Origin of the sequence: Streptomyces sp. NPDC002773 (genome assembly GCF_040295605.1) — a bacterium.
Taxonomy (GTDB): domain Bacteria; phylum Actinomycetota; class Actinomycetes; order Streptomycetales; family Streptomycetaceae; genus Streptomyces.
The window spans coordinates 24,311-50,063 of record NZ_JBEOVO010000037.1 but is presented as its reverse complement, the minus strand read 5'-3'; the positions used below and the strand labels follow the sequence as shown (position 1 = coordinate 50,063).

Sequence of the window (25,753 nt, the reverse complement as noted above, 5' to 3'; positions counted from 1 at the left end):
GGCGCCGTCGCGGTGCTACTGGCCTGCCAGGCGGCCGAAGTCGGTGTCCTGGGTGTCCGTGGGGGGCGGGGGGAGCGCCAGGCTGTAGTGGCGGTAGAGCTGGAGTTCCTGTTCGGGGGAGAGGTGGCGGCCCACGCCGAAGTCGGGGGCGTCCTTGATGAGGGCCCGCTCGTACGGGACGTGGAGGCCGTCGTCGAGCAGATCGCTCGGGTCCAGGGGGACGAAGGCGTCCCGGCTGAAGAGCCCGGTTCGGACGGCCGCCCACTCGGGGACGCCGGTCGCGTCGTCCAGGTACACCTCGTCGACGGTTCCTATCTTGTGTCCGTTGCGGTCGAACGCCTTGCGGCCGATCAGGCTGCGCGGATCGATATCGGTCTGCACGGTCCCTCCAACTGGTCGCAACTGCACCTACCCCCTACGAAAGAGCACATGTGGGATGTCGGCCACTTGAGCGATAGGAGCCGTAACCGCGCTGGTAGGCTGGCTGTGGCTGTCGACCCTGTGCGGGAGAGTCCCCCGGAGAAATCTTCCGGTGGGCGCCGAAGGAGCAAATCCTCCCCGGAATCTCTCAGGCCCCTGTACCGCGCGGACGAGGTCACTCTGGAAAGCAGAGCGGTGTCCGACGGCATGCGCTCTCACCGACGGTGAAAGCCGGCGTGCCGCGAGGCGTGCCGGTGAAACTCTCAGGTTGAGATGACAGAGGGGGAGGCCGTCCGGGTACCCGCGCCGTGGTGCCCCTCGCAGGTCGTGACGACCAGGAGGCCTCCGTACATGACCGCCAACCGCATTCCGCTCTCCGAACTCGAACAGGGCATCCCGTTCGAGCAGCGGCACATCGGGCCCGACGCCGAGGCGCGCGCCAAGATGCTCGCCCAGGTCGGCTACGGCTCGCTCGACGAGCTCACGGCCGCCGCGGTGCCGGACGTCATCAAGAACACCGAGGCGCTGGGCCTGCCGGCCGCGCGGACGGAGGCCGAGGTCCTCGCGGAGCTGCGTACGCTCGCCGACCGCAACCAGGTCCTCGCGCCCATGATCGGCCTCGGCTACTACGGGACCTTCACGCCGCCGGTGATCCTGCGGAACGTGATGGAGAACCCCGCCTGGTACACCGCGTACACCCCGTACCAGCCGGAGATCTCCCAGGGCCGCCTCGAGGCCCTGCTGAACTTCCAGACCGTCGTCGCCGACCTGACGGGGCTGCCCACCTCCGGCGCCTCCCTGCTCGACGAGGGCACCGCCGCCGCCGAGGCCATGTCGCTGGCCCGGCGCGTCGGCAAGGTCAAGAACGGTGTCTTCCTCGTCGACGCCGACGCCCTGCCGCAGACGATCGCCGTCATCGAGACCCGCGCCGAGCCGACCGGTGTCGAGGTCGTCGTCGCCGACCTGAGCGACGGCATCCCCGCCGAGGTCGCCGAGCGCGGTGTCTTCGGCGTGCTCATCCAGTACCCCGGTGCCTCCGGAGCCGTCCGCGACATCAAGCCGCTGATCGACGCCGCCCACGAACTCGGCGCGATCGTCACCGTCGCCGCCGACCTGCTCGCGCTCACCCTGCTCACCTCGCCGGGTGCGCTCGGGGCCGACATCGCCGTCGGTACGACGCAGCGCTTCGGCGTTCCCATGGGCTTCGGCGGCCCCCACGCCGGCTACATGGCCGTCCAGGACAAGCACGCCCGCTCCCTGCCCGGCCGTCTCGTGGGCGTCTCCGTCGACGCCGACGGCAACCGCGCGTACCGCCTCGCCCTGCAGACCCGCGAGCAGCACATCCGCCGCGAGAAGGCCACCAGCAACATCTGCACCGCGCAGGTGCTGCTCGCCGTCATGGCCGGTATGTACGCCGTCTACCACGGCCCCGACGGCCTCAAGGGCATCGCGCGGCGCACCCACCGGTACGCCGCGATCCTCGCCGCCGGTCTGACGGCCGGGGGCGTGGAGCTGACCCAGGGCGCCTTCTTCGACACCCTCACCGCCCGCGTACCCGGCAAGGCCGACGCGGTCGTGGCCGCCGCCCGCGAGGCCGGCGTCAACCTGTACCGCGTCGACGCCGACCACGTGTCGATGTCCTGCGACGAGACCACCGGGCGCGCCCAGCTCGCCGCCGTGTGGGGCGCCTTCGGTGTCACCGCCGACGTCGAGGCGCTGGACGCCGCCACCGAGGACACGCTGCCGTCCGGTCTGCTGCGCTCCGACGCGTACATGACCCACCCGGTCTTCCACGCGTACCGCTCCGAGACGTCGATGCTGCGCTACCTGCGCCGGCTCGCCGACCGCGACTACGCGCTCGACCGCGGCATGATCCCGCTCGGCTCCTGCACGATGAAGCTGAACGCGACGACCGAGATGGAGGCGGTGACCTGGCCCGAGTTCGGTCAGATGCACCCCTTCGCCCCGGTCGAGCAGGCACAGGGCTACCTCACGCTGATCAAGGAACTGGAAGAGCGGCTCGCCGAGGTCACCGGGTACGACGCGGTGTCCATCCAGCCCAACGCCGGTTCGCAGGGCGAGCTGGCCGGTCTGCTCGCCGTCCGCGCCTACCACCGCGCCAACGGCGACGAGCAGCGCACCGTCTGCCTCATCCCGTCCTCCGCGCACGGCACCAACGCCGCCTCCGCGGTGATGGCCGGCATGAAGGTCGTCGTCGTCAAGACCGCCGACGACGGTGAGGTCGACGTCGCGGACCTGCGCGCCAAGATCGAGCAGTACCGTGACGAGCTCTCCGTCCTGATGATCACCTACCCGTCGACGCACGGCGTCTTCGAGGAGCACGTCGCCGACATCTGCGCCGAGGTGCACGACGCCGGCGGCCAGGTGTACGTCGACGGCGCCAACCTCAACGCCCTGGTGGGTCTCGCCAAGCCGGGCCACTTCGGCGGCGACGTGTCGCACCTGAACCTGCACAAGACCTTCTGCATCCCGCACGGCGGAGGCGGTCCCGGTGTCGGCCCGGTCGGTGTCCGCGCCCACCTCGCCCCGTACCTGCCGAACCACCCGCTCCAGCCCGCCGCGGGCCCGGAGACCGGTGTCGGCCCGATCTCGGCCGCCCCCTGGGGCTCCGCCGGCATCCTGCCGATCTCGTGGTCGTACGTGCGACTGATGGGCGGCGAGGGCCTCAAGCGCGCCACCCAGGTCGCCGTGCTCGCGGCGAACTACATCGCCAAGCGCCTGGAACCGCACTTCCCGGTGCTCTACACCGGCCCCGCCGGTCTCGTCGCCCACGAGTGCATCGTGGACCTCCGTCCGCTGTCCAAGGCGACGGGCGTCACGGTCGACGACATCGCGAAGCGCCTCATCGACTACGGCTTCCACGCGCCGACGATGTCGTTCCCCGTGGCCGGCACGCTGATGATCGAGCCGACCGAGTCCGAGGACCTGACCGAGCTGGACCGTTTCTGCGACACCATGATCGCGATCCGGGCCGAGATCGAGAAGGTCGCCTCCGGCCAGTGGCCCGCCGACGACAACCCGCTGCACAACGCCCCGCACACCGCGGCCGCCCTGGGCGGCGAGTGGAACCACGCGTACACGCGGGACGAGGCGGTCTTCCCGGCCGGGGTCTCGGCCGCCGACAAGTACTGGCCGCCGGTGCGCCGGATCGACGGTGCCTTCGGTGACCGGAACCTGGTCTGCTCGTGCCCGCCGATGGACGAGTACGACCACTGAGTCCGTGAGCGCCGCGGTGGATGCGTACCGCCGCTGAGCATGGCGTGAGGGCCGGTTCGGAGATTCTCTCCGGGCCGGCCCTCGGTGTTTCCTGGATGGCGTTCGTACGGAGTCCGTGCCGCGCCCTCAGGCGGCGGTCGTCACCCGTCCCACCGTCAGCGGCCGGTGCGGGGCGATGATCTGCCCGTCCGGCAGCAGTTCACCGGTGTCCTCGAAGAGCAGGACGCCGTTGCACAGCAGGCTCCAGCCCTGCTCCGGGTGGTGTGCCGTCGGTCGGGCCGCCTCCCGGTCGGCGGAGTCGGCGGTGGGACAGGCAGGCTGGTGCTGGCACATGGGTGGGTTCTTTCGCTGCGTCGTGGTGGATGTCCTGCGGCTCTTCGAGCTCATCGCCGCCCCCGTCGGTCGGTTCGGTTCCGGTCCCAGTCTTGCCCCATGGACGGCCTTCCGCAGGTATTTCACGTCAGCTCGTCCTCTCCTGGGAAGACGCGTCACCCGCAGGGGCGGTTCAGCTCAACTGCACCGTCTCTTCGGGTGGTTCGGGATGGCCCGAGCGGGCTAGTCCGTCCGGGAGGAATGTTCGGGTGGCGTGTTCGGGCGGGGTTTTCGGACAGCAGTGCGCCCCGTGACCCGGGTGGGTGCACGGGGCGGTGGTGCGCGTGCGGTGTATCAGGCGGGCGCCGGCGAACCCATGAGGGGCGGCGGCGCGAGTCGCGTACTGAGTACGGGCAGGAGATCGGCGATCTGGTAGGCGCGGTGGGCCGCGATCCCCGGCGGCGCTGGAGCGAGCGGCACCATCAGGTCGGCCGCGGCGGGGGCGGCGGTGGCACCGTCCGCCTCCGGGTCGGCGTGCAGCCACAGGGTCAGCATGTAGAGCTCCGGTACGGAGAGCAGCCGCGGCTGGTACGGGACGGGCAGCGCCTCGGCCTGGAGCAGCGCCCGCTCGGTGGCGGTGACGTACGGCCCCTCGAAGAAGTGCGAGAAGGACCAGCCGTCGGGGGTGAGCATGGTGTCCGCGGCGGCGATCGCCCGGTCTCCGCTCCTGATGAGGAAACGCCAGCCGGCGAGCCGGATGCGGGGCGCGTGCCCCGGTGCTCCGGTGACGTCCAGGACGTGCACGGGCAGGGGGAGTTCGGGGCTCAGCGGTCCCTGCGCGGCCCGCAGGGCGGGGGTTCGCGCCTCGTGGACGGCGGTCGGGGAGCCGAGGGCCGCGAGGACACTGCGGAGGGCCGGCGCAGGGGCCGGGGAGGGTCGGAGCATGGTGGGTCGCCTCTCGCTCAGGAGACACGGTGATGCGTGGGCAGGTACGACGGCGCTGTCGGCGGGCGGGGCCAGAGGAGGGCCACATGGCCATGGCCCGGGCGCCAACACTCTGCCTCGTCCGCGGAGTTTATACGACACGTGTTCACAGAGTGTTTCCGCTAGACGTCGCCGATATTCCTGGCAAGGCGTCATCAGGTCGTAAATCGCGGGCTGTGGAAGCGGAATCCCGCGGTGGCGCCGCTCTCACCTGCTTATTCCTCGCAGAGGCGGACGGCTGAATGTCGACCCGGGGTTCCGTGACAATAGGACATTGGTATATGTCGATTGCCCTGTGCCCTCGGGATGTGCCGGTGGGGTGCTTCATCCAGCCTATCGTCCGACAGCCCTCTTCCGCAGGCGTTGTGGATCAGCGGGGTGGGCATCATCGTCCGTGACACGCGGCCGTGGTGGCGGCCGGCCACTCGGGGAGGGACGCTTCGATGGGGGAGAAGGTCGTGGCCGACGGGTTCGGCCCGTCCGACCGGCAGCAGTACCGGAGAAAGCTCCAGCAGTGTCTCGCGGGACTGGCGAGGCTCCTGGCGGAGAAGCGGTTCGACCGTCCCCGCAATCTCATGGGCGTGGAGATCGAACTCAATCTCGCCGGCGCCGACGGGTTGCCCCGCATGCTGAACGGGCCGGTTCTCGAAAAGATCGCGAGCCCCGATTTCCAGACGGAACTCGGATTGTTCAACCTCGAAGTGAACATCGCGCCGCACCAGCTCGGGGGCCGTGTTTTCGATCGGCTCGCGGAGGAGATCGGAACCGGAATCGGATACGCCGACCGCAAGGCGGCGGAACTCGATGCCGGGGTCGTCATGATCGGCATACTTCCCACGCTCACGCAGGACGACCTGGTCTTCGAGAACCTCTCGGCCGCCGACCGCTACACGCTTCTCAACGACCAGATCCTCGCCGCCCGTGGCGAGGATTTCACGCTCGACATCCACGGCGTCGAACGCCTTCTGTGCACCTCGGAGTCGATCGTGCCCGAGGCGGCCTGCACCTCGGTCCAGCTCCACCTCCAGGTGACGCCCGCCCGGTTCGCCGCCGTGTGGAACGCGTCGCAGGCGGTGGCAGGCGTCCAGATCGCGCTCGGCGCCAACGCGCCCTTCGTCTTCGGCCGTGAGCTGTGGTGCGAGTCGCGGCCGCCGCTGTTCCAGCAGGCCACGGACACCCGCCCGCCCGAACTGCAGGCGCAGGGCGTCCGGCCGCGCACCTGGTTCGGTGAGCGGTGGGTCGACTCGGTGTACGACCTCTTCGAGGAGAACCTCCGCTACTTCCCCGCCCTGCTGCCCATCTGTGACGAGGAGGACCCGCTCCTCGTCCTCGACGAGGGCGGGGTGCCGCGCCTGGCGGAGCTCGTCCTGCACAACGGCACGGTCTACCGCTGGAACCGGCCCGTGTACGGCTGGGTCGACGGCGTCCCGCACCTGCGCGTCGAGAACCGGGTGCTGCCGGCCGGGCCGACCGTCACCGACGTCATCGCCAACGCGGCCTTCTACTACGGGCTCGTACGCTCGCTCGCCGACGACCCCCGGCCGGTCTGGAAACGCATGGCCTTCGAGGACGCCGAGGCCAACTTCGACACGGCCTGCCGCCACGGCATCGAGGCGGAGCTGCGCTGGCCCCGCTCGGGTCGCACGGGCGGCATCGCGACCGTGCCGGCGGTCCGGCTCGTCCTCGACGAGCTGCTGCCGCTCGCCGCGGCCGGGCTCGACGCCTGGCACATCGAACCCGCCGACCGGGATTTCTACCTCGGGGTGATCGAACAGCGCTGTCTGCGACGGGTGAACGGCGCCTCCTGGCAGGCCGACACCTTCCACCGGGCCCTGGAGTCGGGCCTCGACCGCGAGGCGGCGCTCGCGGCGATGACCCGCCGCTACCGGACCCTCATGCACGCGGGGGAACCGGTGCACACCTGGCCGGTGGGTATCGGCTGATCAGGGAGCGGGCGGCGCGGCGGCTGATCATGGCAAAGTGGTCGCGGCCGCCGGAACGGCGTCCGCCGTCCGCGACCGGGAAGTGGAGACAGGTGTGGTGTCGGAGCAACGAGTCAGTGATGCCGCCCTGCCCCCCGACGGTCCGCCCCGGCGGGTACTGCGCTCCGAGCTGCTCATCGTCCTGGCGCTCTCGCTCGGGGCGAGCGCGGTGTCGTCCCTCATCAGCTTCATCGGCTCGCTGACCAAGTCCGACGCCCTGAAGGACCAGGCGGCCACGCTCAACGGCTCGTACGCCCTGGGGCGGCCGTGGCTCGATCTGTCCTGGCAGCTCTTCGGCATCGCCACGGCCCTCGTGCCGGTCGTGCTCGTCGCCCATCTGCTGCTGCGCGAGGGTTCCGGACTGCGGGCCCTCGGCTTCGACCGGACTCGGCCGTGGCCCGACCTCGGGCGCGGGACGCTGGTCGCGGCCGGCATCGGGAGCGCGGGGCTCGCCTTCTACCTGGTGATGCGGGCGAGCGGGTTCAACCTGACCGTGGTGCCCGAGTCGCTGCCCGAGGTGTGGTGGAAGTACCCGGTACTGATCCTCTCGGCGATCCAGAACTCCGTCCTGGAGGAGGTCATCGTCGTCGGGTATCTGCTGCGCAGGCTCGGCCAGTTGGGGTGGACGCCGATGGCGGCCCTGGTGGCGAGCTCGGTACTGCGGGGCTCGTACCACCTGTACCAGGGGATCGGCGGCTTCCTCGGCAATGTGGTGATGGGCGTGGTCTTCGTCCTGCTGTACCGGCGCTGGGGCCGGGTCGGGCCGCTGGTGGTGGCGCACGCGCTGCTCGACATCGTGGCCTTCGTCGGGTACGGGCTGCTTGCGGGAAAGGTGGGGTGGCTGCCGACGATGTGAACGGGGCGGGGGTGAGGGGCATACGGGCGTCTCCGTATGCCCCTTCGTGTGTGCGGGGGCGTTGTCCGTGTTCGTGCCTGGCGCCGGGTGCCGGGGTCCGGGCTCGGTCAGGCGTGCAGGTCGCCCTCGATGACCGTGACCGCGTGGCCGTTCAGGAGGGTGCGCTCGCCGCGCAGGAGGGTGCGGACGATTCCGGTGCGGGTGCCGCCCTGGAAGCCGACGAGGTCGTCGCGGCCGAACCGGGCCGACCAGTAGGGGGCGAGCGCGGTGTGGGCGCTGCCGGTGACCGGGTCCTCGTCGATGCCGACGGCGGGAAAGAACCCGCGGGAGACGAAGTCGTAGCCACCGTCGGGGTGTTCGGCGGCGGCGGTCGCGATGACGCCGCGCGTGGAGAGGCTCTTCAGGGCGGCGAAGTCCGGGGCGAGCCCGCGCACGGTGGCCTCGTCGCGCAGCTCGACGACGAGGTCGCCGACGTGGCCGGCCGTGTCGTGTACGGAGAGGACCTCGGCGCCGAGGGCCTTCTCCAGGCCGTCGGGGACGGGGACGGGGGTGAGCGAGGAGGTCGGGAAGTCCATCGTGATCGTGCCGTCGGGCTCGGGGGTGGCGCCGAGGACGCCGCAGCGGGCCGCGAAGCGGACGGGGCCCCTCGCCGTACCGGTGGAATGCAGGACGTGGGCGGTCGCCAGCGTGGCGTGGCCGCACATGTCGACCTCGGTGGTGGGCGTGAACCAGCGCAAGGCCCAGTCCGCCTGCCCGCCGGCGGGCAGCGGGTGGGCGAAGGCAGTCTCGGAGAGGTTGACCTCCGCGGCGACCCGCTGCAGCAAGGTGTCGTCCGGGAAGGAGTCGAGGAGCAGGACTCCTGCGGGGTTGCCGGAGAAGGGCTGGTCGGTGAAGGCGTCGACGATTCGGATCCGCATGCCGTCGACCGTACCCGGGGCGGATTTCGGAGGGCCAAGGCCAATTGCTGAGAACTGGACGGGTCAGGGGTGGCAGTCGGATTGCTTGCTCGGCGAACACTTCCGATATATCGTTGAGACATCGCGACAGTTCGACGATGGAGTCCCGATGGAAGGAGCGTTGCGATGCGTTCACATGGACACGAGTACGGAAACGGACACGGAGCCGGTCGTGGAGGCTGCGGCCCCGGGCCTCGGAATGACTTCGAGGGACGGCGTGCCGCGTTCGGCCCCTTCGGGCCGGGCTTCGGTGGCGGACCTTTCGGCGGTGGGCCCTTCGGCGGCGGTCGTGGCCGCGGCGGCGGTGGCGGCCGGGGGAGGGCGCGGCGCGGTGACGTGCGGGCCTCGATCCTGGCGCTCCTGAAGGACCGCCCGATGCACGGCTACGAGATGATCCGCGAGATCGGCGAACGGAGCGACGGGGCGTGGAAGCCCAGTCCCGGCTCTGTCTACCCGACCCTCCAGATGCTGGAGGACGAGGGGCTGATCACCAGCGAGAGCGAGGGCGGCAAGAAGCTCTTCACGCTCACCGACACCGGGCGCGCCGAGGCCGAGGACGGGCCCGAGGCTCCCTGGGAGGAGGCCGGGCGCGGTGTCGACTGGGAGGCGCTGAACGAGGTCCGGCAGGCCGGTTTCGGTCTGATGGAGGCGTTCGGGCAGGTCTGGAAGACCGGCACCCCCGAGCAGCGGCAGAAGGCGGTCGGCGTGATCAACGAGGCCCGGAAGAAGCTGTATCTGATTCTGGCCGACGAGCACTGAGCCGGTGAGTACGAGTCGGTGGCCGGTGAGCATGGGTCGGTGGCCGGCTACGGTCGGAAGTGACCAAGGGCCCCGCGGCGTGCGCCGCGGGGCCCTTGTGTGCGTTTTTCTCAGGTGACCAGGCCCGACAGCTTCCGCAGGGACTCGGTCAGTGCCGTCGTCGCCGAGTCCTTGAGCTTTCCGGCCATCAGGGAGACCGCCGCGCCGGTGAACTCGCCGTCGATCCGTACGCGCGTCGCGTCCCCGTCCGCCGCGAGCGCGTAGCGCGTGGTGACCAGGACTCCCATTGGGCCCTTGCCTTTGATGGCGAAGGCGCGCTCGGTCTCCAGCTCCTCGACCGTCCAGAGCACCTCGGCGGGGAAGCCCATCAGCTTCATGTTCTCGGTGAAGGTGGCGCCCGTCTCCAGGGCGGTCGGGCCGCCGTTCGGGAAGTCGGTGTGGGTGGCGTTCCACTCGCCGTACGAGGAGAACTCCATGAGCCGCGCCCACACCTTCCCGGTCGGCGCCTCGATCCGTGCCTCCGCGCTGACTTCGGCCATGAGACCACCCCTTCACGCGTGCCCACTGGTTCCGGTGTCGCGGAACGTAGCCGGGCGGCCGTGAACATTCAATACTGATGAACCGTCAGTTCTGCGGCCGCCGGCCCCGCCCCGTTGCCGATCCACCAGATCTCGGCCGCGTCGAAGCTGTCGGAGGCGCGCGGCGCCCCGTCCTCCTCGTGGCAGTGGAACGCCGCCCAGAACAGATCGGCCCGCAGCGCTTCCCGGGGGGCGTACACCCGGTAGACGTACTGCCGCCCGTCGCGCGCGAGCAGAGCCACCATCCAGAACACGACTGGAAGACGTACGGAAAGGGCCCGTGGTTGCATCGGGGGCGCAAAGCAAGGCGGCGCGCGCCTCATGGGGGAGGTGCGCGCGATCTCATCCGTAAGGAGGAGGAACCGCGCGCGCGTGCCCAACTCCGGTGGGATGCGGACATGCTTCTCCTCGGCGATGCCCCGGCCGCCCGGGGCTGGTGAGGTGGGAGGGTGCACCGTCCCGTCCCGCTTCCTCTTCCCCAGTCGGTTCCTCAGTCGACACCTCAGTCCCTCCCTCAGTCGCTTCGGCAGCCGCTACGGCAGTCCGTCGCTCCGCGAGCGGAGCTCGCGCCCCTGCTGACGCCGTCCCTCATGACGGTCGTCACGGGCGCCCGCCGCCGAGCCCTCCGGGACGGGGACCGGCAGATCGACACCGCCCACCTCCTGCACTCCCTCCTGGAGTCCGACCCCGAGGCCGGTGCCGCGTTCGAGGGCGATCACCAGCTCGCCCGCGTCCTCGGCTATCTCGTCCAGCGGTCCATCGGCTACGGCCTGCGCTGGCAGCGCTCGGTCGAGGACTCGGCCGCCGGACGCCTGCTGCCCGCCGTACGAGGGACGGAGCCGCCGGACCCCCGGGCCTCCGGCTGGTCACCGGCGGCGTCCGCCGCTTTGGAGGAGGCCTTCCGGCGCGCGGCGGAGCGCGGCGAGGCGCAGGCGCGCGGTGTCGACCTTCTGGCCGTCATCGCCGCCGATGCCGAGAGCCGGGCCGTCGAGGTGCTGCGCAGGGCCGGCGTCGATCCGGCCGCACTGGTCGCCCGTATCGGGGAACGGTGAGCGGGCGCGCGTATCCGCGCTGCGGAGGGCGTCCCTAGGGGTGGTGAGGGCGGGCCGTCTCAACAGGTGTAACGGGGGTTACGCGCCTGACCGAGCCCTGTCATCATGGCCCGATGCACGCGTCTCAGGGGAGAAGCGCCGGCCTGGGACTCGCCCTGGCCTCGGCCTTCGCATTCGGTGGTTCAGGAGTGGCGGCCAAGCCACTCATCGAGGCGGGACTCGACCCGCTGCACGTGGTGTGGCTCCGGGTCGCCGGCGCCGCGCTCGTCATGCTGCCGGTGGCCTGGCGCCACCGCGATCTGCTGCGCCGCAAACCCGCGCTCCTCGCGGGCTTCGGCCTGCTCGCCGTCGCCGGTGTCCAGGCCTTCTACTTCGCCTCGATCTCCCGCATCCCCGTCGGCGTCGCCCTCCTCATCGAGTACCTCGCCCCGGCCCTCGTCCTCGGCTGGGTCCGCTTCGTCCAGCGCCGGCCCATCACCCGCGCCGCCGCTCTCGGTGTCGTCCTCGCCGTCGGCGGCCTCGCCTGTGTCGTCCAGGTCTGGTCCGGGCTCACCTTCGACCTCGTCGGTCTGCTCCTCGCGCTCGCCGCGGCCTGCTGCCAGGTCGGCTACTTCGTCCTCTCCGACCAGGGCGCCGACGAGGACGGGCAGGCCGACCCGCTCGGCGTCATCGCATACGGGCTCCTCATCGGCGCGCTCGTCCTCACGGTCGTCGCCCGCCCGTGGGGCATGGACTGGGCGCTCCTAGGCGGCACCGCCGACATGGACGGCAGTGCCGTGCCCGCGTGGTTGCTGCTCGGCTGGATCGTGCTGATCGCCACCGTGCTCGCGTACGTCACCGGCGTCATCTCGGTGCGCCGGCTCTCCCCGCAGGTGGCGGGTGTCGTGGCCTGTCTGGAGGCCGTCATCGCGACGGTCCTCGCCTGGGTGCTGCTCGGACAGCACCTCGACGCGCCGCAGGTCATCGGCGGCGCGGTGGTGCTCGTCGGTGCCCTCATTGCCCAGTCCTCGACGGCCAAGGCGGGGGCGGCTGCGGCCGCGGCCGGGCCCGTGGCGGGTTCGGGGACGGGGACGGGGGCCGGGGCCGGTATCGGTGCCGAGGTAGAGGCCGGAGGCGGGGAGCGGGATACCCAGTTGTCCGCCGGGCGGACAGCCCCGTAAGGTGCCGATCATGCATTCGACCGTCCTTCCGCCTCCCGCCTTCTAGGCGCGCGGCGACTCTCCTCGACGAAGACCGGGCTCGGCCGGGCGACTCCTCGCCCCCGAGCGGTTCGTCGCTGCCCGCGCGCGGAGCTGAGCGACCACCTTTCCCTCCTGTCTTCCACGGAGAAGTCACGTGTCGAACTCTTCGGAATCCGCCCTGTCCGTCGGGCGGAGCCTGCTCTATCTGATCGTCGCCGGGATCGCCTGGGGCACGGCCGGCGCCGCCGCCTCACTGATCTTCCGCATCAGCGACATGGGCCCGCTGGCCCTCTCCTTCTGGCGCTGCGTGGGCGGTCTCGTCCTGCTGCTCGGCGCGCTCGCGCTGCGGCCCCGGCGCGAGGCCGCCCGTACGGCCGGGGAAACGCGCGGCCGGCGGACGGCCCGCATCCTCGGTACGGGGATCGGCCTCACCGTCTTCCAGAGCGCCTACTTCGCCGCCGTCCAGGCCACCGGCCTCACGGTCGGCACCGTCGTCACCCTGGGCGCCGGGCCCGTGCTCATCGCGGTCGGCGCCCGCCTCACGATGGGCGAGCGCCTCGGCCGTGGCGGCGTCGTCGCGGTCACCGGGGCGCTCGCCGGACTGTTCGTCCTCGTCCTGGGCGGCGGGGCGGCGGAGGTACGACCGCTCGGTGTCGTCCTCGCGGTCGTCTCGGCGGCGGGATACGCGGCGATCACGCTGCTCACCCGTTGGCTCGGCCGCGACGGCGGCCGTACGGACGCCCTCGGGACCACTACCTGGGCGTTCGCGATCGGGGCGGTCGGACTGCTGCCCGCGGCGCTCGCGGAGGGAATCCTCCCGCACACCGACGCGCCCGTGAGCGTGCTCCTGCTCCTTGTGTACGTGGCGGCCGTGCCGACGGCGCTCGCGTACGCGCTGTACTTCGCGGGTGCGGCCGTCGTCCGGGCCGCCACCGTCTCCGTGATCATGCTCCTGGAGCCGGTGAGTGCGGCCGTGATCGCCGTATCGCTGCTCGGCGAGCGGCTCACTGCTGCCGTCGTGCTCGGCACGCTGCTGCTTCTCGCCGCCGTCACGGGGCTTGCCTACGCGGAGGCGCGGACGGCGGCGGCGGAGCGTCGGCGGGAGGCGGTGGCGGCAGTGGCGGTGTAGGGGGAGGGGACGCGGGGAGGGGGAGGGGTCGGCTCGGTCCGGCGGCTCGGCTCGGTACGGCTCGTCCGCGGCTCGGCCCGGTGGGTCGGCTCGGTACGGCTCGTCCGCGGCTCGGTACGGCTCGTCCGCGGCTCGTCCCGGTGGGTCGGATCAGGTCGGACCGGCCCGGCGGGCCGGGCCCCCTCTTTCCCTGCGGCTCAGAGCGCCGTCAGGTAGGCCGGCAGGCCGATCGTCGGGTCGAGGTCTCCGGCCGGGACGGGCGGGCCGTAGCCGCCCTGGACGGGGACGACGCCGGACCAGTAGGGGAGGGTGAGGTCCTCCGGGTCGTCGTTGGGGCCGCCGCTGCGTACCTTCGCCGAGACCTCGTCCAGGTCGAGCCGGAGAACGGCCGTGGCGGCGAGCTCCTTGGAGTTCGCCGGACGAGAGTCGGCGGAGCGGCCGGGGACGACCTGGTCCACGAGCGCGTCGAGCGCCGTGCGGCGTTCCTCGGGGTCGGTGACCTGGTGGGCGGTGCCGTGCACCACGACCGAGCGGTAGTTGAGGGAGTGGTGGAAGGCGGAGCGGGCGAGGACGAGGCCGTCGACGTGGGTCACGGTCAGGCAGACGGGCAGGCCCGGGGCCGCCACGCCGTCGCCGGCCGCGCGCAGCGGCCGCGAGCCGGTGGAGCCGTGCACGTAGAGGCGGTCGCCGACACGGCCGAAGAGCGTCGGGAGCACGACCGGCGCGCCGTCGCGGACGAAGCCGAGATGGCAGACGTACGCCTCGTCGAGTATCGAGTGGACCAGCGCCTTGTCGTACGAGGCGCGCTCGCGGGAGCGCGTGGGCACGGTCCGGTCGGTCGGCGTGTACGTGTCGGCAGTGGTGCTCATTGCCCTACTCCATTGCACTAGTGCATACTGTTGTTTGTGCTAGGAGAATATCGGATCGAAGGTCGTCGCGCATCGGACATTGCTGCCAGCGTGGAGAGGGGAGTGGGAGCCGGCAGCTTGCAGCCCGGCCAACTCCTGCCACCCATGCGGGAGTTGGCAGCCACACTCGGAGTGAACCCGAACACCGTCGCCGCCGCCTACCGCACCCTGCGAGAGCGTGGGGTCATCGAGACCGACGGGCGGCGCGGCAGCCGGGTGCGGCCGCGCCCCGCCACGACCGCGCGCGGCACCATCCGGGTGGAAGCCCCCGAGGGCGTCCGCGACGTGAGCAACGGCAGCCCCGACCCCGCCCTGCTGCCGCCCCTCGGCGAGGCCTTCGCCGAGGTCGCGCGGCGGTACGCCGAACAGCCCGGCCTGTACGGAGAGGAGCCGGTCGACGAGGAGTTCGGGAGGCTCGCGCGGGCCGCCTTCGACGCCGACGGGGTGCCCGACGGACCCGTCGGCGTCGCCTCGGGCTCCCTCGACGCCGTCGAGCGCGTCCTCGCCGTCCACCTCAGGCCGGGCGACGCCGTCGCCGTCGAGGATCCGGGCTGGGGCAGCCTCCTCGACCTCGTGCCCGCGCTCGGGCTGCGCCCCGTGCCCATGGCCGTCGACGACGAGGGGCCGCTGCCGGAGGAGGTCGAGCGCGCGATCCGGCGTGACGGGGCCCGGGCGGTGATCGTGACCGACCGGGCGCAGAACCCCACCGGGGCGTGTGTGACGGAGGGGCGGGCGCGGGAGCTGCGGCGGGTCCTCGCCGGCCACCCGGGCGTGCTGCTCGTCGAGGACGACCACGGGCACGGCATCGTCGCGCAGCCGCTGCATCCGCTGGCCGGGGGAGACGGCCCCTGGGTGCTGGTCCGTTCCGTCGCCAAGGCGTACGGGCCCGACCTGCGGATCGCCGCCTTCACCGGTGACGCCGAGACCGTCGACCGGGTGCTCGGGCGGCAGCGGCTCGGGCCCGGCTGGGTGAGCCGGCTGCTCCAGGGGACGGTCGCGTACCTGTGGGCGACGGGGGCGGTGGATCCCGCCGTCGTGGCGCGCTCGTACGGGAAGCGGCGCGACGGGCTCGTACGGGCGCTGGCCCGGCGGGGTGTCGAGGCGCACGGGCGTGGTGGCATGAACGTGTGGGTTCCGGTCGCCGACGAGACGGGTGCGGTGGCGCGGTTGCTTGCGGCGGGGTGGGCGGTGGCGCCGGGGGCGCGGTTTCGTATGGAGGCGGGGGCGGCGGTGCGGCTCACCGTTTCCGGCCTGGCCGTGGGGGATGTGGAGCCGTTGGCGGAGGCGGTGGCGGGGGCGGTGGGGCCGGTGGTGGCGCGGAGCTATGGGTGAGGCGGGGTGCGTGGGGAACGAATGCCCACAACGGGGTGGGCGGGTGGGGGTGTTGCCGCGCCGGGGCGCGTGTCCGCAATGGGGTGGGCGAGGGGCACAGCCGCGCCGAGGTGCGTGTCCGTGGCGGGGGCGCGTGGGGGTGTCGGGCGGGTTTGGGTGAGGGCTGCGCCTGCTAGGACCACTGCGGCGCCGACCGGCGTGTTCCAGGTGAGCTGCTCGTCCAGGAGCACGACGCCCGCCGCCGTCGCGATGACCGGGATGAAGTACGTGACCATGGCGGCCGTCGTCGGACCGACCTCCGCCACCACCCCGTACTGGAGCAGCATCGCGTACCCCGTCCCGAGCGCGCCGAGCGCGATCACGGCGAGCAGTGGCACGAGTTCGAGCCTCTCCGGCATTGAGGTGAACATCGGGGTGACCAAGGCCAGTTGCAGCGTCGCGAGCCCCACCTGGGTGCCGGCGAGGGAGAGGTTCGACGCGCCGGTGCCGCTCAGCGTCCTGCGGACGTAGATCCAACCGACCGCGTAACTGAAGGACGCGAGCAGGGCCAGCGCGGTGCCCGTCACGTCGAGGCCCGAGAAGCCCTGCCACGCCCCGAGGACGGTCAGTACACCCATGAAGCCGATGCCGAGACCCGCGGCGCGGACCCGGGTCGGCCGGTCCTCGGAGAGCGCGACGAGGGAGAGCAGCATGCCCCACAGGGGAGTCGTCGCGTTGCAGATGCCGGCCAGGGTCGACGGGATCGTCAGTTCCGCGTACGAGAAGAGGGTGAACGGCAGCGCGTTGAGGAGGAAGGCCGCGACCGTCAGATGGCCCCAGACACGGGCGCCGCGCGGCAACCGGTCGCGCTTCACCACCAGGGCGACGGCGAGCACCGCCGTACCGAACAGGAGCCGCCCGAAGGTGACCTGGAGCGGCGCGAACCCCTCCGTACCCACCTTGATGAAGACGAAGCTGAAGCCCCAGATCAGGGCCAGTACGCCGAAGCGGACCCGCCAGGAAGAGGAGGGCGGAGAGGGCGGAGAGGGCGGAGAGGGCGTGGAGGGTGGCGTGGGCGGGGCTGCGGGGCTCATGCACTCAGGGTGACGGGGCTGATTTCTTAGGACAAGCGAGATTTCCTCGACCCCTTCCCTTAGTATTGCTTACATGTTGAATCTGGAGCGCCTCCGCACCCTCGACGCCGTCGCCCGGCACGGGTCGGTCAGCGGCGCGGCCGACGGGCTGCACGTCACCACGTCGGCCGTCTCCCAGCAGCTCTCCAAACTGGAGCGTGAGGTGGGCCAGCAGCTGCTCGCCAAGAACGGCCGGGGCGTGCGGCTGACCGACGCCGGGCTGCTGCTCGCCGAGCACGCGGCCCGGATCCTCTCCCAGGTCCAGCTGGCCCAGGCCGACATCGAGGCCCAGCGCGGCCAGGTGGTGGGCGAGGTGAGGGTCGCCGCCTTCCCGACGGCGGCCCGGGGGCTCTTCCCCGCCGCGCTGGCCGCGCTGCGCGAGGGGCACCCAGACCTCCGGGTCCGTACGACGGAACTGGAGCCCGAGCAGGGCGTGCGCGCCGTCCTGCGCGGCGACGCGGATCTCGCGCTCGTTCTGGACTGGAGCAACAAGCGCGCGCCGGTGCCCGGCGGGCTCGAACGCGCCCATCTCCTCGACGACACCGCCGACGTCGCCCTGCCCGCCGGACACCCGCTGGCCGGGCGGGAGGCGGTGGACCTGGTGGACTTCGCCGACGAGGAGTGGGTCTCCTGGCCCGAGGGCGAGTTCTGCCACGACTGGCTGATGTTCACCCTGCGCTCGCAGGGCATCGAACCGCGCATCGGACATCTCGCGGGGGAGCACCACACGCAGCTGGCGCTCGTCGCCGCCGGGCTCGGGGTGTGTGTGACGCCCCGACTCGGCCGCCCGGTGCCGGACGGTGTCGTGTTCGTGCCCGTACGCCAGCCCGTGCGCCGCCACATCTACGCCACTTGGCGCGCCGACGCGGGCCGCCGCCCCTCCGTACGGGCGGTCGTTGGGGCCCTGCGGGCGACGGCCGAGCCGCTGGCCAGCTGAGCCCTGAGCCCTGGGGTGCCGCCACCGTCGGGGCCGGCCCGTCAGGGCGCGGCGAGCTTGCGGAAGTCCCAGGAGGCGACGGCGTCCGGCGTCAGCCGCATCCAGGCGTGCCGCCCGTCGTGCGGCATCGCGTCGAGGCCGAAGTTCTTGGCGGCGAAGAGCTGCTCCGGGACGTCGAGTTCGGGGCACGCTTCGCCGGTACGCGGGGCCTCCCCCACGAAGGTGACCGTGCCCGACAGTTCGACGCCGCGCAGCTCTCCGTACTCCTCGCCGTCGTCCACCACGACGGCGACCCGCGGGTCAGCGCGCAGCTCGGACCAGCGGCGGCTGCGCGTCAGCGAGTACAGCCACAGCGAGGAGCCGTCCCAGGCGAACCAGAGCGCGCTCACGTGCGGGCGGCCGTCGGTGGAGACGGTCGCGACCCGGCAGGTGCGCTGTTCGGCGAGGAAGGAGTCGAGCTCGGCCGGGGTCATCATGATCCGGCGTCCACGGCGCTGTGCGACGGTCATCGTCCGCACCCTTCTGGATTTCTGATGAGACGTCAGAAAGCATGGGGGTCCAGTCGCGCCGGTGCAAGGGGAGAAGCCATGGGGCAGGGGCAGAGTTCGAAGGAACCGCTCGCGGAGCGCATCCGGCCGGACGGCGGAGTCGTGCTCCTCACCGTCGAGTGCCAGCAGGGAGTCGTGGGCCCGGACAGCGCGCTGCCCGAACTGGCCGCCGTCGCCCGCGCGTCGGGCGCCCTGCGCAACGTCGCCCGGCTCGTCGCCGCCGCGCACGAGGCGGACGTCCAGGTGATCCACGCCGTCGCCGAGCGACGCCCCGACGGCCGGGGCGCCAACAGCAACGCCCGGCTGTTCCGGGCCGCCGCCCGCCTGCCCGTCCAGCAGCACAGCGGCAGCACGGCGGTACGGGTCGCCGCACCGATCCAGGTCGCGGACGAGGACCTCGTCGTACGGCGTCTCCACGGGCTCTCGCCGCTCGCCGGGACCGATGTCGACCCGCTGCTCCGCAACCTCGGCTGCCGGACGCTGATCGTCACCGGCGTCTCCGCCAACGTGGCCGTACCCAACGCGGTCTTCGACGCCGTGAACCTCGGCTACACGGTGGTCGTCCCCGCCGACGCCATCGCGGGGGTGCCGGCCGACTACACCCCCGCGATGATCCGTCACACCCTCGCGCTCGTCGCCACGATCACCACGACCGACGAGGTACTGGGGTGCTGGAAGCTCCCCAGAACGAGCCCCGGCCTTTCCGCTTCCGCCGGACTTACCGGAGCCACTGGAGCCGCCGGGAGCGCCGTCAGCCGAAGCTGATCTCCTCGCCCACCACCTGGATCGGCTCCGGCGGCAGCGGCGCGGTCGCCGGGCCGGACTTCACGCTGCCGTCCGACACGTCGAAATGGCTCTGATGGCACGGGCAGACGATGACCCCGTCCTTGATGCTGCTCACGGCGCAGCCCGCGTGGGTGCACTTCGAGGAGAACGCCTTGAACTCGCCCGCCTTCGGCTGGGTGATCACCAACCCCTTGTCGGCGAGGATCTTTCCGCCGCCCACCGGGATGTCCCCGGTCCGCGCGAGGGCGGCGCCCTCGGTGCCCTCCGGCGCCGGGTTCTTGTCCTCCTCGCCGCCGCCCCCGCAGGCGGCGAGCGCCGCCGCCAGGCCCGCGCTGCCCGCCGCGGCGACCACCGTCCGTCGTGCCACTCCGCTCATGTGCTGCCTGCCCCTCTTCCCTCGCTCCACCGGTGTGTGTCGACACGTCGAGATCCTTGACATCCTTGACATCTTCGACGCCTTCGACACGTCCGACACCTTCTACACCTTCGACACCCGAAGGTACGGGTGCGGCCTGTGTCCCGTTCACAGGTTGGGCGCATCGAGATCCGTACGGTCTCCGAGGAGCCCGTACTCAGGCCTTCGGCATGGCCATCGTGGCGACCGGCGCCGAGGTCGGGCGCGGGGAGCCGCCCTCGGGTTCCACGGTGATGCCGATCCCGGCGGATCGGTTCGCCGAGCCCTCCAGGAGGGTGGTCGAGGACGTCGTACCCGAGGCCATGAGGCCGGCCGACCGCATCGTCCCGGCGTCGTCGTACCAGAGTTGGTAGACCTTGCCGGCCGGCGGAGCCGGCATCCCCGCGGCGGCGAACACCGCCCGGTCGAGGGACGGGGCGTGCACGAGCGTCCCCACCGCCCCGTCCGCGAGCCGCGCGGTGGAGACCCGGGCGTCCGGCGCCGCGAGCACCGCCGCGACCGCCTCGGCGCTCGCCTCCGCACGGGCCGCCCGGGTGCCGGCCTCCTCGGCCCGCTGGTACTGCAGGCCCGCGAAACCGGCGAGCGTGACCGTCCCGGCGAGCGAGGCGGCGAGCGCCCAGCGGGGCAGCCGGCGCAGGCCGCGGAGACGCGCGAGCGTACGGCCGGACTGCACGGTCACCGGCGGCAGTTGGCGGACGTCCGCGATCCGGCGCAGCACCTCGGCGCGCAGCGCGGGGGTGACCGGTTCGGCGACGGCCAGGCCGAGGCGCGCCGCCGTCTCCGAGAGTTCCCGGACCTCGTGCGTACACGCGGAGCAGTGGGCGAGGTGCCGCTCGACCGACTCCCGTTCCGCGTCCGTGTCCAGCGCGTCGAGAACGTACGCACCGGTCAGCGTGTGCAGGTCGACGCCGGTCATGCCGTCACCCCCAGGCAGTCGCGGAGCCGGATGAGACCGTCGCGCATCCGGGTCTTCACCGTGCCGAGCGGCAGCGAGAGGAGCTCGGCGACCTCGCGGTAGGTCAGCCCCCGGTAGTAGGCGAGGGTGACGGACTGCCGCTGGCGTTCGGTGAGGCCCCGGAGACAGCGCCGTACACGCTCGCGGTCGAGTCGGTTCTCGACCTCCTCGGTCACCTCGTCGTACGCGGGGGTGTGCTCGAGGAGCGCGACCCGCCGGGCCCGGTCCGACGACGCCTGCTCGGAGCGCACCCGGTCCACGGCGCGGCGGTGGGCGAGAGTGAGCGCCCAGTTCAGGACGGAGCCGCGATCCGGCCGGTAGCGGGCGGCGGACCGCCAGAGGTCGACCATCACTTCCTGGGTCACCTCCTCGGACTGCGCAGGATCCCGCACGACCGAGCGGACCACGCCGAGGACGGGTCCTGAGACCTGGTCGAAGACGGCCGAGAAGGCGTCCTGATCCCCTCGGGCGACCTGCACCATCAGCTCGGGCAGACCGTCGCCGCCCCGGTCCGGGGCCGGACCTCCGTCGACGCGTGCGTGCTCTCTCACCGGTTATGCCCTCCTGCGTGTACTCGGATGCGCCTCTACTTCGGAGCGGGGGCGTCGGCGGATTGGTCGGTACGGCCCCGATCCCGGTGGAGGCGCCGATCCCGGGGAAGGCCCTGATCCTCCGGGACGCGGCTCAGCGCACCGGGCCACCACGCCGCGCGGCCGAGGTCCCGTACCAGCGCCGGGACGAGGAGCGAGCGGACCACCAGGGTGTCGAGCAGGACGCCGAAGGCGACGATGAACGCGATCTGCACGAGGAAGGCCAGCGGGATCACCCCGAGCGCGGCGAAGGTCGCGGCGAGCACGACGCCCGCCGAGGTGATCACGCCGCCGGTGGCGGTCAGACCGATACGGACGCCCTCGCGCACCCCGTGCCGCAGCGACTCCTCGCGGACCCGGGGCATCAGGAAGATGTTGTAGTCGACTCCGAGCGCGACGAGGAAGACGAATCCATACAGCGGGACGGAGGCGTCCGTGCCGGTGAAGCCGAGGGCGTGCTCGAACACGAGCGCCGAGATGCCCAGGGTGGCGGCGAAGTTGAGGGCCACGGTTGCGACGAGGAGCAGCGGCAGCACGAGCGAGCGCAGTAGCGCCACCAGGATCACCAGGATGATCGCCAGGACCACCGGCACGATGAGCGTCCGGTCCCGGGCGGCCGTGTGCTGGGTGTCGTACTGCTGGGCGGTGGAGCCGCCGACCAGGGCGTTCGCCTCTGGTACGGCGTGGACGGCGGTACGGAGCCGGGCGAGCGTCTCCCGTGCCGCGTCGCTGTCGGCGGCGGCGGTGAGGGTGGCGTCGATACGGGCCCTGCCGTCGACCACGAGCGGTGCGCCGGGCGCCGGGCGGCCCGAGGCGCCCACCGGGAACGCCGAGTCGACGCCGTCGACGTCCTCGGCGGCGGCGACCACCTTCGCGACCGCCCCCGCGTCGGTGATGATCACTGCGGGATTGCCGGCGCCACCGGGGAAGTGGCGGCCGAGGGTCTCCTGGGCGGCGACGGAGGGCGCGTCGTTGACGAAGATCTCGTCGAAGGGCACGCCCCGGGAGTTCAGAGCGGGAGCGAAGGCGGCACAGGCCAGGAGCCCGGCGAGGGTGACCGCCCAGACCTTGCGGGGGGCACGGTCGACGAGGGCGGCGATCCGGTGCCAGAGGGGGTGGGCGTCGTCGGGCTCGGTGTCGGGAGTCGCCTTCTCAGGAACCGTCTTCTCAGGAACCGTCTTCTCAGGCCCCGTCTTCGCGAGGGCCTCGCGGCGGGTCTTCGGGCGGGCCGGCCAGTACGCGGCGCGGCCCGTGAGGACCAAGGCCGCCGGTAGGAACGTGAGGGCGCTGAGGACGGCGCAGGCGATGCCGATGGCGCCGACGGGTCCGAGCGCCCGGTTGTTGGACAGGTCGCTCACGAGGAGGGCGAGCAGGCCGAGGGCGACGGTCGCGGCACTGGCGACGATCGGTTCGAAGGAGCGGCGCAGGGCCCGGTTCATCGCGGCGAAGCGGTCCGAGCCGGGTGCCGTGAGTTCCTCGCGGTAGCGGGCGGCCAGGAGGAGCGCGTAATCGGTGGCGGCGCCGATCACCAGGATGGACAGGATGCCCTGCACCTGGCCGTCGACCCTGAGGACGCCGGCGTCGGCAAGGACGTACACCACGGCGCAGGCCAGGCCGAGGGCGAAGACCGCCCCCAGGATGATCATCAGGGGCAGCAGGACGCTGCGGTAGACGACCAGCAGGATGAGCAGCACCGCGATCAGGGCGACGCCGAGCAACAGGCCGTCGATCCCGGAGAAGGCGCCGGAGAGATCGGCCTGGGTGGCGGCGGGACCCGCGATCAGGACGGTCGTACCGGGAACCGAGGCCGCCGCCTTCCGAATCGTGTCGAGCGTCGCCGGCAGGGCGTCACCCAGGCCCGGGTCCAGCGCGACGACGGCGCGCAGGGCCTTGCCGTCCTCGGACGGCAAGGCGGGGGAGGGAGGGCCCGCGATGCCCTCGCGCCCGGCGAGCGGTGCGAGGGAGCGGGTCGCCGCGGCCGCCGAGTCGGCGGGCACCGACCCGCCGTCCCGTGCGGTCCACACCACGATCGCGGGCACGGTCTCGGACCGGCGGAACGCCTTCTGCTCCTCGATGACGCGGGTGGACTCGGCGCTGCGGGGCAGAAAAGCCGCCTGGTCGTTGGTGGCGACCTCGCCCAGGCGGCCGGCGAAGGGGCCGAGCCCGCCGCCCACGGCGAGCCAGGCGATCAGGAGCGTCAGGGGCAGGAGAAGTCGGGTCCTGCGGAGGGCACTGGGCGGCATCGGGGGCTCCGTACTATATCTCTGTCATTAAGTATCTCAATGATTGAGAGAGTTTCTATCATGCGCGTGTCTCGGCTCTCGACACCCCTTCGGTAACCGCGTGCAGGACGGATGCAGGCACGCTTGCCCGCTTGGATTCCCGCTTGGATTCCTGCCTGGATTCCTGTCTGGATGCCTGTTTGCAGGCATCCGTGTTCCGCCCGCCTCAGCGGCGCGGCACGCGCAGAGCCCCGAGCTCGTCGTTCAGCGTGTTGAGGAAGCGCAGCGCCACCGACAGCTCGGCCGGGTCGAACTGCTCCCGCGCCCGCTCCGCCGCCTCCGCGAGCGGCAGGAAGTACCGCCTGGCCGCGGCCCGCGCCCCGTCCTCGTACCGCACATGGACGACCCGACGGTCCGAGCTCTCCCGGGTCCTGCGGATGTGCCCCGCCTTCTCAAGGCGGTCGAGACAGGCCGTGACCGCACCCGACGTGAGACCGAGGTGCTCGCGCAGCCGCCCCGGCGTCAGCGGCTCGGGGCTGTCCAGGACGACGGCCAGCGCCTGTACGTCCGTGGGGTGCAGCCCCTGCGCCTGCGCGAAACCGTGCACCAGGCGATTGATCTCGCCCTGCGTCCGCCGCAGCGCGACGGCGAAGCTCTGCAGGTCACCCGGGGGGCCCTCGGGGGCGGCGGGAGCGTCTCGGTCTTCTGTGCGGGCCACGCGTTCAGCCTATAGACATCGCTCCCGCGCATCCGCCCGAGCTGCGGAGGGGGAAGGATCACCAGGGCGTACCGGAAATGACGAACCCCCGGACGGACGGAACGGAGTACACACCATGGCGACGCACCCCCCGGCCGCGTCCGGTCGCACGCTCTGCCTCGTGACCGGGGCCGGCGGCTACATCGGCGGCCGGCTCGTCCCCGAGCTGCTCGACGCCGGACACCGTGTGCGTTGCCTCGCCCGCACCCCGTCCCACCTGCGGGACCACCCCTGGGCGGACCGGGTCGAGATCGTACGGGGAGACGTCACCGACGCGGCGGGCCTGCGGGACGCCTTCCGCGACGTCGAGGTCGCCTACTATCTCGTGCACTCCATGGGAGCCGGGCACGGCTTCGAGGAGACCGACCGGCGCGCCGCCCGCACCTTCGCCGAGGAGGCCCGCGCCGCCGGGGTCAGGCGCATCGTCTATCTCGGCGGGCTCACCCCGGCGGACGTACCCGAGGGGGAGCTCTCCCCGCACCTGCGCTCCCGGGCCGAGGTCGGCCGGATCCTGCTCGAATCCGGCGTCCCCACTACCGTGCTGCGGGCCGCCGTCGTCATCGGCTCCGGCTCCGCCTCCTTCGAGATGCTCCGGTACCTCACCGAACGGCTCCCCGTGATGGTGACGCCGAGCTGGGTCGGCACCCGCGTCCAGCCCATCGCCGTCCGCGACGTGCTGCGCTACCTCGTCGGCAGCGCCCGCATGCCGGAGGACGTCAGCCGCACCTTCGACATCGGCGGCCCGGACGTCCTCACGTACCACGACATGATGATCCGTTACGCGCAGGTCGCCGGTCTGCGCCGACGGCTCATCCTGCCGGTCCCGATGCTCACTCCGGGCCTGTCCAGCCAATGGATCGGACTCGTCACGCCCGTCCCCGCCTCCCTGGCCCGTCCGCTCGCCGAGTCGCTGCGGTACGAGGTGGTCTGCGCCGAGCACGACATCGCCGACCACGTCCCCGACCCGCCCGGCACCCCCGTCCCCTTCGACGAGGCCCTCACGCTCGCCCTCCAACGGGTCCAGGAGGCCCGGGTCACCACCCGGTGGAGCTCCGCCTCGCTCGCCGGAGCCCCCAGCGACCCCCTGCCCACCGACCCCGACTGGGCGGGCGGCAGCCTCTACACGGACGAACGCGAACGGACCGTCGACGCCGGACCGCAGGCCCTGTGGCAAGTCATCGAGGGCATCGGCGGCGAGAACGGCTGGTACTCCTTCCCACTGGCCTGGGCCGTGCGCGGCTGGTTCGACCGGCTCGCCGGCGGCGTCGGGCTGCGCCGGGGCCGACGCGACGCCCAGCGGCTCCGGGTGGGTGACGCGCTCGACTTCTGGCGGGTCGAGGAGATCGAGCCCGGGTCCCTGCTGCGGCTCCGCGCCGAGATGCGGCTTCCCGGGCTCGCCTGGCTGGAGATGCGCGCGGAGCGGGACGCCGAGGGGCGGACCCGGTACCGCCAGCGCGCCCTCTTCCACCCGCGCGGTCTTGCGGGTCAGGCGTACTGGTGGAGCGTGTCGCCGTTCCATGCCGTCGTGTTCGGCGGCATGGCGAGGAACATCGCGCGGACGGCGGAGAAGGGCGGGGGGATTTCGTCTGGGGGCGGGTCGGTCGGGCGTCGGTCGGTCGGGGGTCGGTCGGTCGGGCGTCGGTCGGTCGGGCGTCGGGCCTCCGGAAGCAGGCCACCCGGGGACGCCGGGCCGCCGCATCCATGAGTCGGCGGTACGAGGAAGGGGGCGGCACATCCACACTGCA

General features: G+C 72.2%; 25 protein-coding genes and 1 riboswitch. Of the genes, 11 read left to right on the top strand and 14 right to left on the bottom strand.

Going from position 1 to position 25,753, the window contains the following annotated elements:
* Positions 1-15: 15 nt before the first annotated feature.
* Positions 16-381, bottom strand: a complete 366-nt coding sequence (locus ABT034_RS30405) for a PRC-barrel domain-containing protein (protein ID WP_351220285.1) — start codon at positions 379-381, stop codon at positions 16-18.
* Positions 382-494: 113 nt separating this feature from the next.
* Positions 495-594: riboswitch (glycine riboswitch) on the top strand.
* A 177-nt stretch (positions 595-771) separates the two neighbouring features.
* Here ABT034_RS30405 and gcvP point away from each other — a divergent pair.
* The gene (gene gcvP / locus ABT034_RS30400; RefSeq protein ID WP_351220284.1) at positions 772-3,657 is read left to right on the top strand and encodes an aminomethyl-transferring glycine dehydrogenase; all 2,886 of its coding nucleotides are present in this window, start codon (positions 772-774) and stop codon (positions 3,655-3,657) included.
* 126 nt (positions 3,658-3,783) lie between these two features.
* On the opposite strand, the gene ABT034_RS30395 is transcribed toward gcvP, so the two are convergent.
* A complete protein-coding gene (locus ABT034_RS30395) occupies positions 3,784-3,990 on the bottom strand; it encodes a DUF5999 family protein (protein ID WP_351220283.1) in 207 nt (68 codons plus the stop codon).
* Between the two features lie 333 nt (positions 3,991-4,323).
* Complete coding sequence (locus ABT034_RS30390; RefSeq protein ID WP_351220282.1) at positions 4,324-4,914, bottom strand: hypothetical protein; 591 nt, start codon at positions 4,912-4,914, stop codon at positions 4,324-4,326.
* 482 nt (positions 4,915-5,396) lie between these two features.
* On the opposite strand from ABT034_RS30390, the gene ABT034_RS30385 reads away from it, so the two are divergent.
* Complete coding sequence (locus ABT034_RS30385) at positions 5,397-6,896, top strand: glutamate-cysteine ligase family protein (RefSeq protein WP_351220281.1); 1,500 nt, start codon at positions 5,397-5,399, stop codon at positions 6,894-6,896.
* A 97-nt stretch (positions 6,897-6,993) separates the two neighbouring features.
* The gene (locus ABT034_RS30380) at positions 6,994-7,791 is read left to right on the top strand and encodes a CPBP family intramembrane glutamic endopeptidase (RefSeq protein WP_351220280.1); all 798 of its coding nucleotides are present in this window, start codon (positions 6,994-6,996) and stop codon (positions 7,789-7,791) included.
* 107 nt (positions 7,792-7,898) lie between these two features.
* On the opposite strand, the gene ABT034_RS30375 is transcribed toward ABT034_RS30380, so the two are convergent.
* Entirely contained in the window at positions 7,899-8,708 is an 810-nt protein-coding gene (locus tag ABT034_RS30375) for a PhzF family phenazine biosynthesis protein (protein ID WP_351220279.1), read from the bottom strand.
* A 165-nt stretch (positions 8,709-8,873) separates the two neighbouring features.
* On the opposite strand from ABT034_RS30375, the gene ABT034_RS30370 reads away from it, so the two are divergent.
* Positions 8,874-9,506, top strand: coding sequence for a PadR family transcriptional regulator (locus ABT034_RS30370; RefSeq protein ID WP_351220278.1), 633 nt, complete (start codon positions 8,874-8,876; stop codon positions 9,504-9,506).
* A 110-nt stretch (positions 9,507-9,616) separates the two neighbouring features.
* Here ABT034_RS30370 and ABT034_RS30365 read toward each other — a convergent pair whose 3' ends face one another.
* Both ABT034_RS30365 and ABT034_RS30360 read right to left on the bottom strand, forming a co-directional pair.
* Positions 9,617-10,045 carry a type II toxin-antitoxin system Rv0910 family toxin gene (locus ABT034_RS30365; protein ID WP_351220277.1) on the bottom strand — a complete coding sequence of 143 codons (429 nt, stop codon included), beginning with the start codon at positions 10,043-10,045 and terminating at the stop codon, positions 9,617-9,619.
* A 68-nt stretch (positions 10,046-10,113) separates the two neighbouring features.
* Positions 10,114-10,338 carry a hypothetical protein gene (locus ABT034_RS30360; protein WP_351220276.1) on the bottom strand — a complete coding sequence of 75 codons (225 nt, stop codon included), beginning with the start codon at positions 10,336-10,338 and terminating at the stop codon, positions 10,114-10,116.
* Between the two features lie 195 nt (positions 10,339-10,533).
* Between ABT034_RS30360 and ABT034_RS30355 the strand changes: the two genes are divergently transcribed.
* The 3 genes from ABT034_RS30355 to ABT034_RS30345 all read left to right on the top strand — a co-directional run bounded on the left by ABT034_RS30355 (position 10,534) and on the right by ABT034_RS30345 (position 13,446).
* Complete coding sequence (locus ABT034_RS30355; protein ID WP_502973088.1) at positions 10,534-11,136, top strand: Clp protease N-terminal domain-containing protein; 603 nt, start codon at positions 10,534-10,536, stop codon at positions 11,134-11,136.
* A 113-nt stretch (positions 11,137-11,249) separates the two neighbouring features.
* Positions 11,250-12,296, top strand: coding sequence for an EamA family transporter (locus ABT034_RS30350; protein ID WP_351220274.1), 1,047 nt, complete (start codon positions 11,250-11,252; stop codon positions 12,294-12,296).
* A gap of 175 nt (positions 12,297-12,471) precedes the next feature.
* Complete coding sequence (locus ABT034_RS30345; protein ID WP_351220273.1) at positions 12,472-13,446, top strand: DMT family transporter; 975 nt, start codon at positions 12,472-12,474, stop codon at positions 13,444-13,446.
* A 197-nt stretch (positions 13,447-13,643) separates the two neighbouring features.
* Here ABT034_RS30345 and ABT034_RS30340 read toward each other — a convergent pair whose 3' ends face one another.
* Entirely contained in the window at positions 13,644-14,315 is a 672-nt protein-coding gene (locus tag ABT034_RS30340) for a pyridoxamine 5'-phosphate oxidase family protein (RefSeq protein ID WP_351220272.1), read from the bottom strand.
* Between the two features lie 36 nt (positions 14,316-14,351).
* On the opposite strand from ABT034_RS30340, the gene ABT034_RS30335 reads away from it, so the two are divergent.
* Positions 14,352-15,686, top strand: coding sequence for an aminotransferase class I/II-fold pyridoxal phosphate-dependent enzyme (locus tag ABT034_RS30335; protein ID WP_351220271.1), 1,335 nt, complete (start codon positions 14,352-14,354; stop codon positions 15,684-15,686).
* On the opposite strand, the gene ABT034_RS30330 is transcribed toward ABT034_RS30335, so the two are convergent.
* Complete coding sequence (locus ABT034_RS30330; protein ID WP_351220270.1) at positions 15,677-16,759, bottom strand: DMT family transporter; 1,083 nt, start codon at positions 16,757-16,759, stop codon at positions 15,677-15,679. The two genes, ABT034_RS30335 and ABT034_RS30330, sit on opposite strands and share 10 nt — an antisense overlap.
* A gap of 73 nt (positions 16,760-16,832) precedes the next feature.
* Here ABT034_RS30330 and ABT034_RS30325 point away from each other — a divergent pair, with 73 nt between their 5' ends.
* Positions 16,833-17,735, top strand: a complete 903-nt coding sequence (locus tag ABT034_RS30325; protein WP_351220269.1) for a LysR family transcriptional regulator — start codon at positions 16,833-16,835, stop codon at positions 17,733-17,735.
* 41 nt (positions 17,736-17,776) lie between these two features.
* Here the strand turns inward: ABT034_RS30325 and ABT034_RS30320 are convergent, their stop codons facing one another.
* Positions 17,777-18,244 carry a pyridoxamine 5'-phosphate oxidase family protein gene (locus ABT034_RS30320; RefSeq protein ID WP_351220268.1) on the bottom strand — a complete coding sequence of 156 codons (468 nt, stop codon included), beginning with the start codon at positions 18,242-18,244 and terminating at the stop codon, positions 17,777-17,779.
* 78 nt (positions 18,245-18,322) lie between these two features.
* Between ABT034_RS30320 and ABT034_RS30315 the strand changes: the two genes are divergently transcribed.
* Positions 18,323-19,048, top strand: coding sequence for a cysteine hydrolase family protein (locus ABT034_RS30315; RefSeq protein ID WP_351220267.1), 726 nt, complete (start codon positions 18,323-18,325; stop codon positions 19,046-19,048).
* On the opposite strand, the gene ABT034_RS30310 is transcribed toward ABT034_RS30315, so the two are convergent.
* The 5 genes from ABT034_RS30310 to ABT034_RS30290 all read right to left on the bottom strand — a co-directional run bounded on the left by ABT034_RS30310 (position 19,035) and on the right by ABT034_RS30290 (position 23,969).
* The gene (locus ABT034_RS30310) at positions 19,035-19,445 is read right to left on the bottom strand and encodes a Rieske (2Fe-2S) protein (protein WP_351220266.1); all 411 of its coding nucleotides are present in this window, start codon (positions 19,443-19,445) and stop codon (positions 19,035-19,037) included. The two genes, ABT034_RS30315 and ABT034_RS30310, sit on opposite strands and share 14 nt — an antisense overlap.
* Before the next feature lie 196 nt (positions 19,446-19,641).
* The gene (locus ABT034_RS30305) at positions 19,642-20,400 is read right to left on the bottom strand and encodes an anti-sigma factor (RefSeq protein ID WP_351220265.1); all 759 of its coding nucleotides are present in this window, start codon (positions 20,398-20,400) and stop codon (positions 19,642-19,644) included.
* Positions 20,397-20,921, bottom strand: coding sequence for an ECF RNA polymerase sigma factor SigK (gene sigK, locus ABT034_RS30300; RefSeq protein ID WP_351220295.1), 525 nt, complete (start codon positions 20,919-20,921; stop codon positions 20,397-20,399). The genes ABT034_RS30305 and sigK overlap by 4 nt, the downstream gene beginning before the upstream one ends.
* Before the next feature lie 104 nt (positions 20,922-21,025).
* Positions 21,026-23,272, bottom strand: a complete 2,247-nt coding sequence (locus ABT034_RS30295) for an MMPL family transporter (RefSeq protein ID WP_351220264.1) — start codon at positions 23,270-23,272, stop codon at positions 21,026-21,028.
* Between the two features lie 205 nt (positions 23,273-23,477).
* Positions 23,478-23,969 carry a MarR family winged helix-turn-helix transcriptional regulator gene (locus tag ABT034_RS30290; RefSeq protein WP_351220263.1) on the bottom strand — a complete coding sequence of 164 codons (492 nt, stop codon included), beginning with the start codon at positions 23,967-23,969 and terminating at the stop codon, positions 23,478-23,480.
* 115 nt (positions 23,970-24,084) lie between these two features.
* On the opposite strand from ABT034_RS30290, the gene ABT034_RS30285 reads away from it, so the two are divergent.
* Positions 24,085-25,713, top strand: a complete 1,629-nt coding sequence (locus tag ABT034_RS30285; RefSeq protein WP_351220262.1) for an SDR family oxidoreductase — start codon at positions 24,085-24,087, stop codon at positions 25,711-25,713.
* The last annotated feature ends 40 nt before the right edge of the window (positions 25,714-25,753 follow it).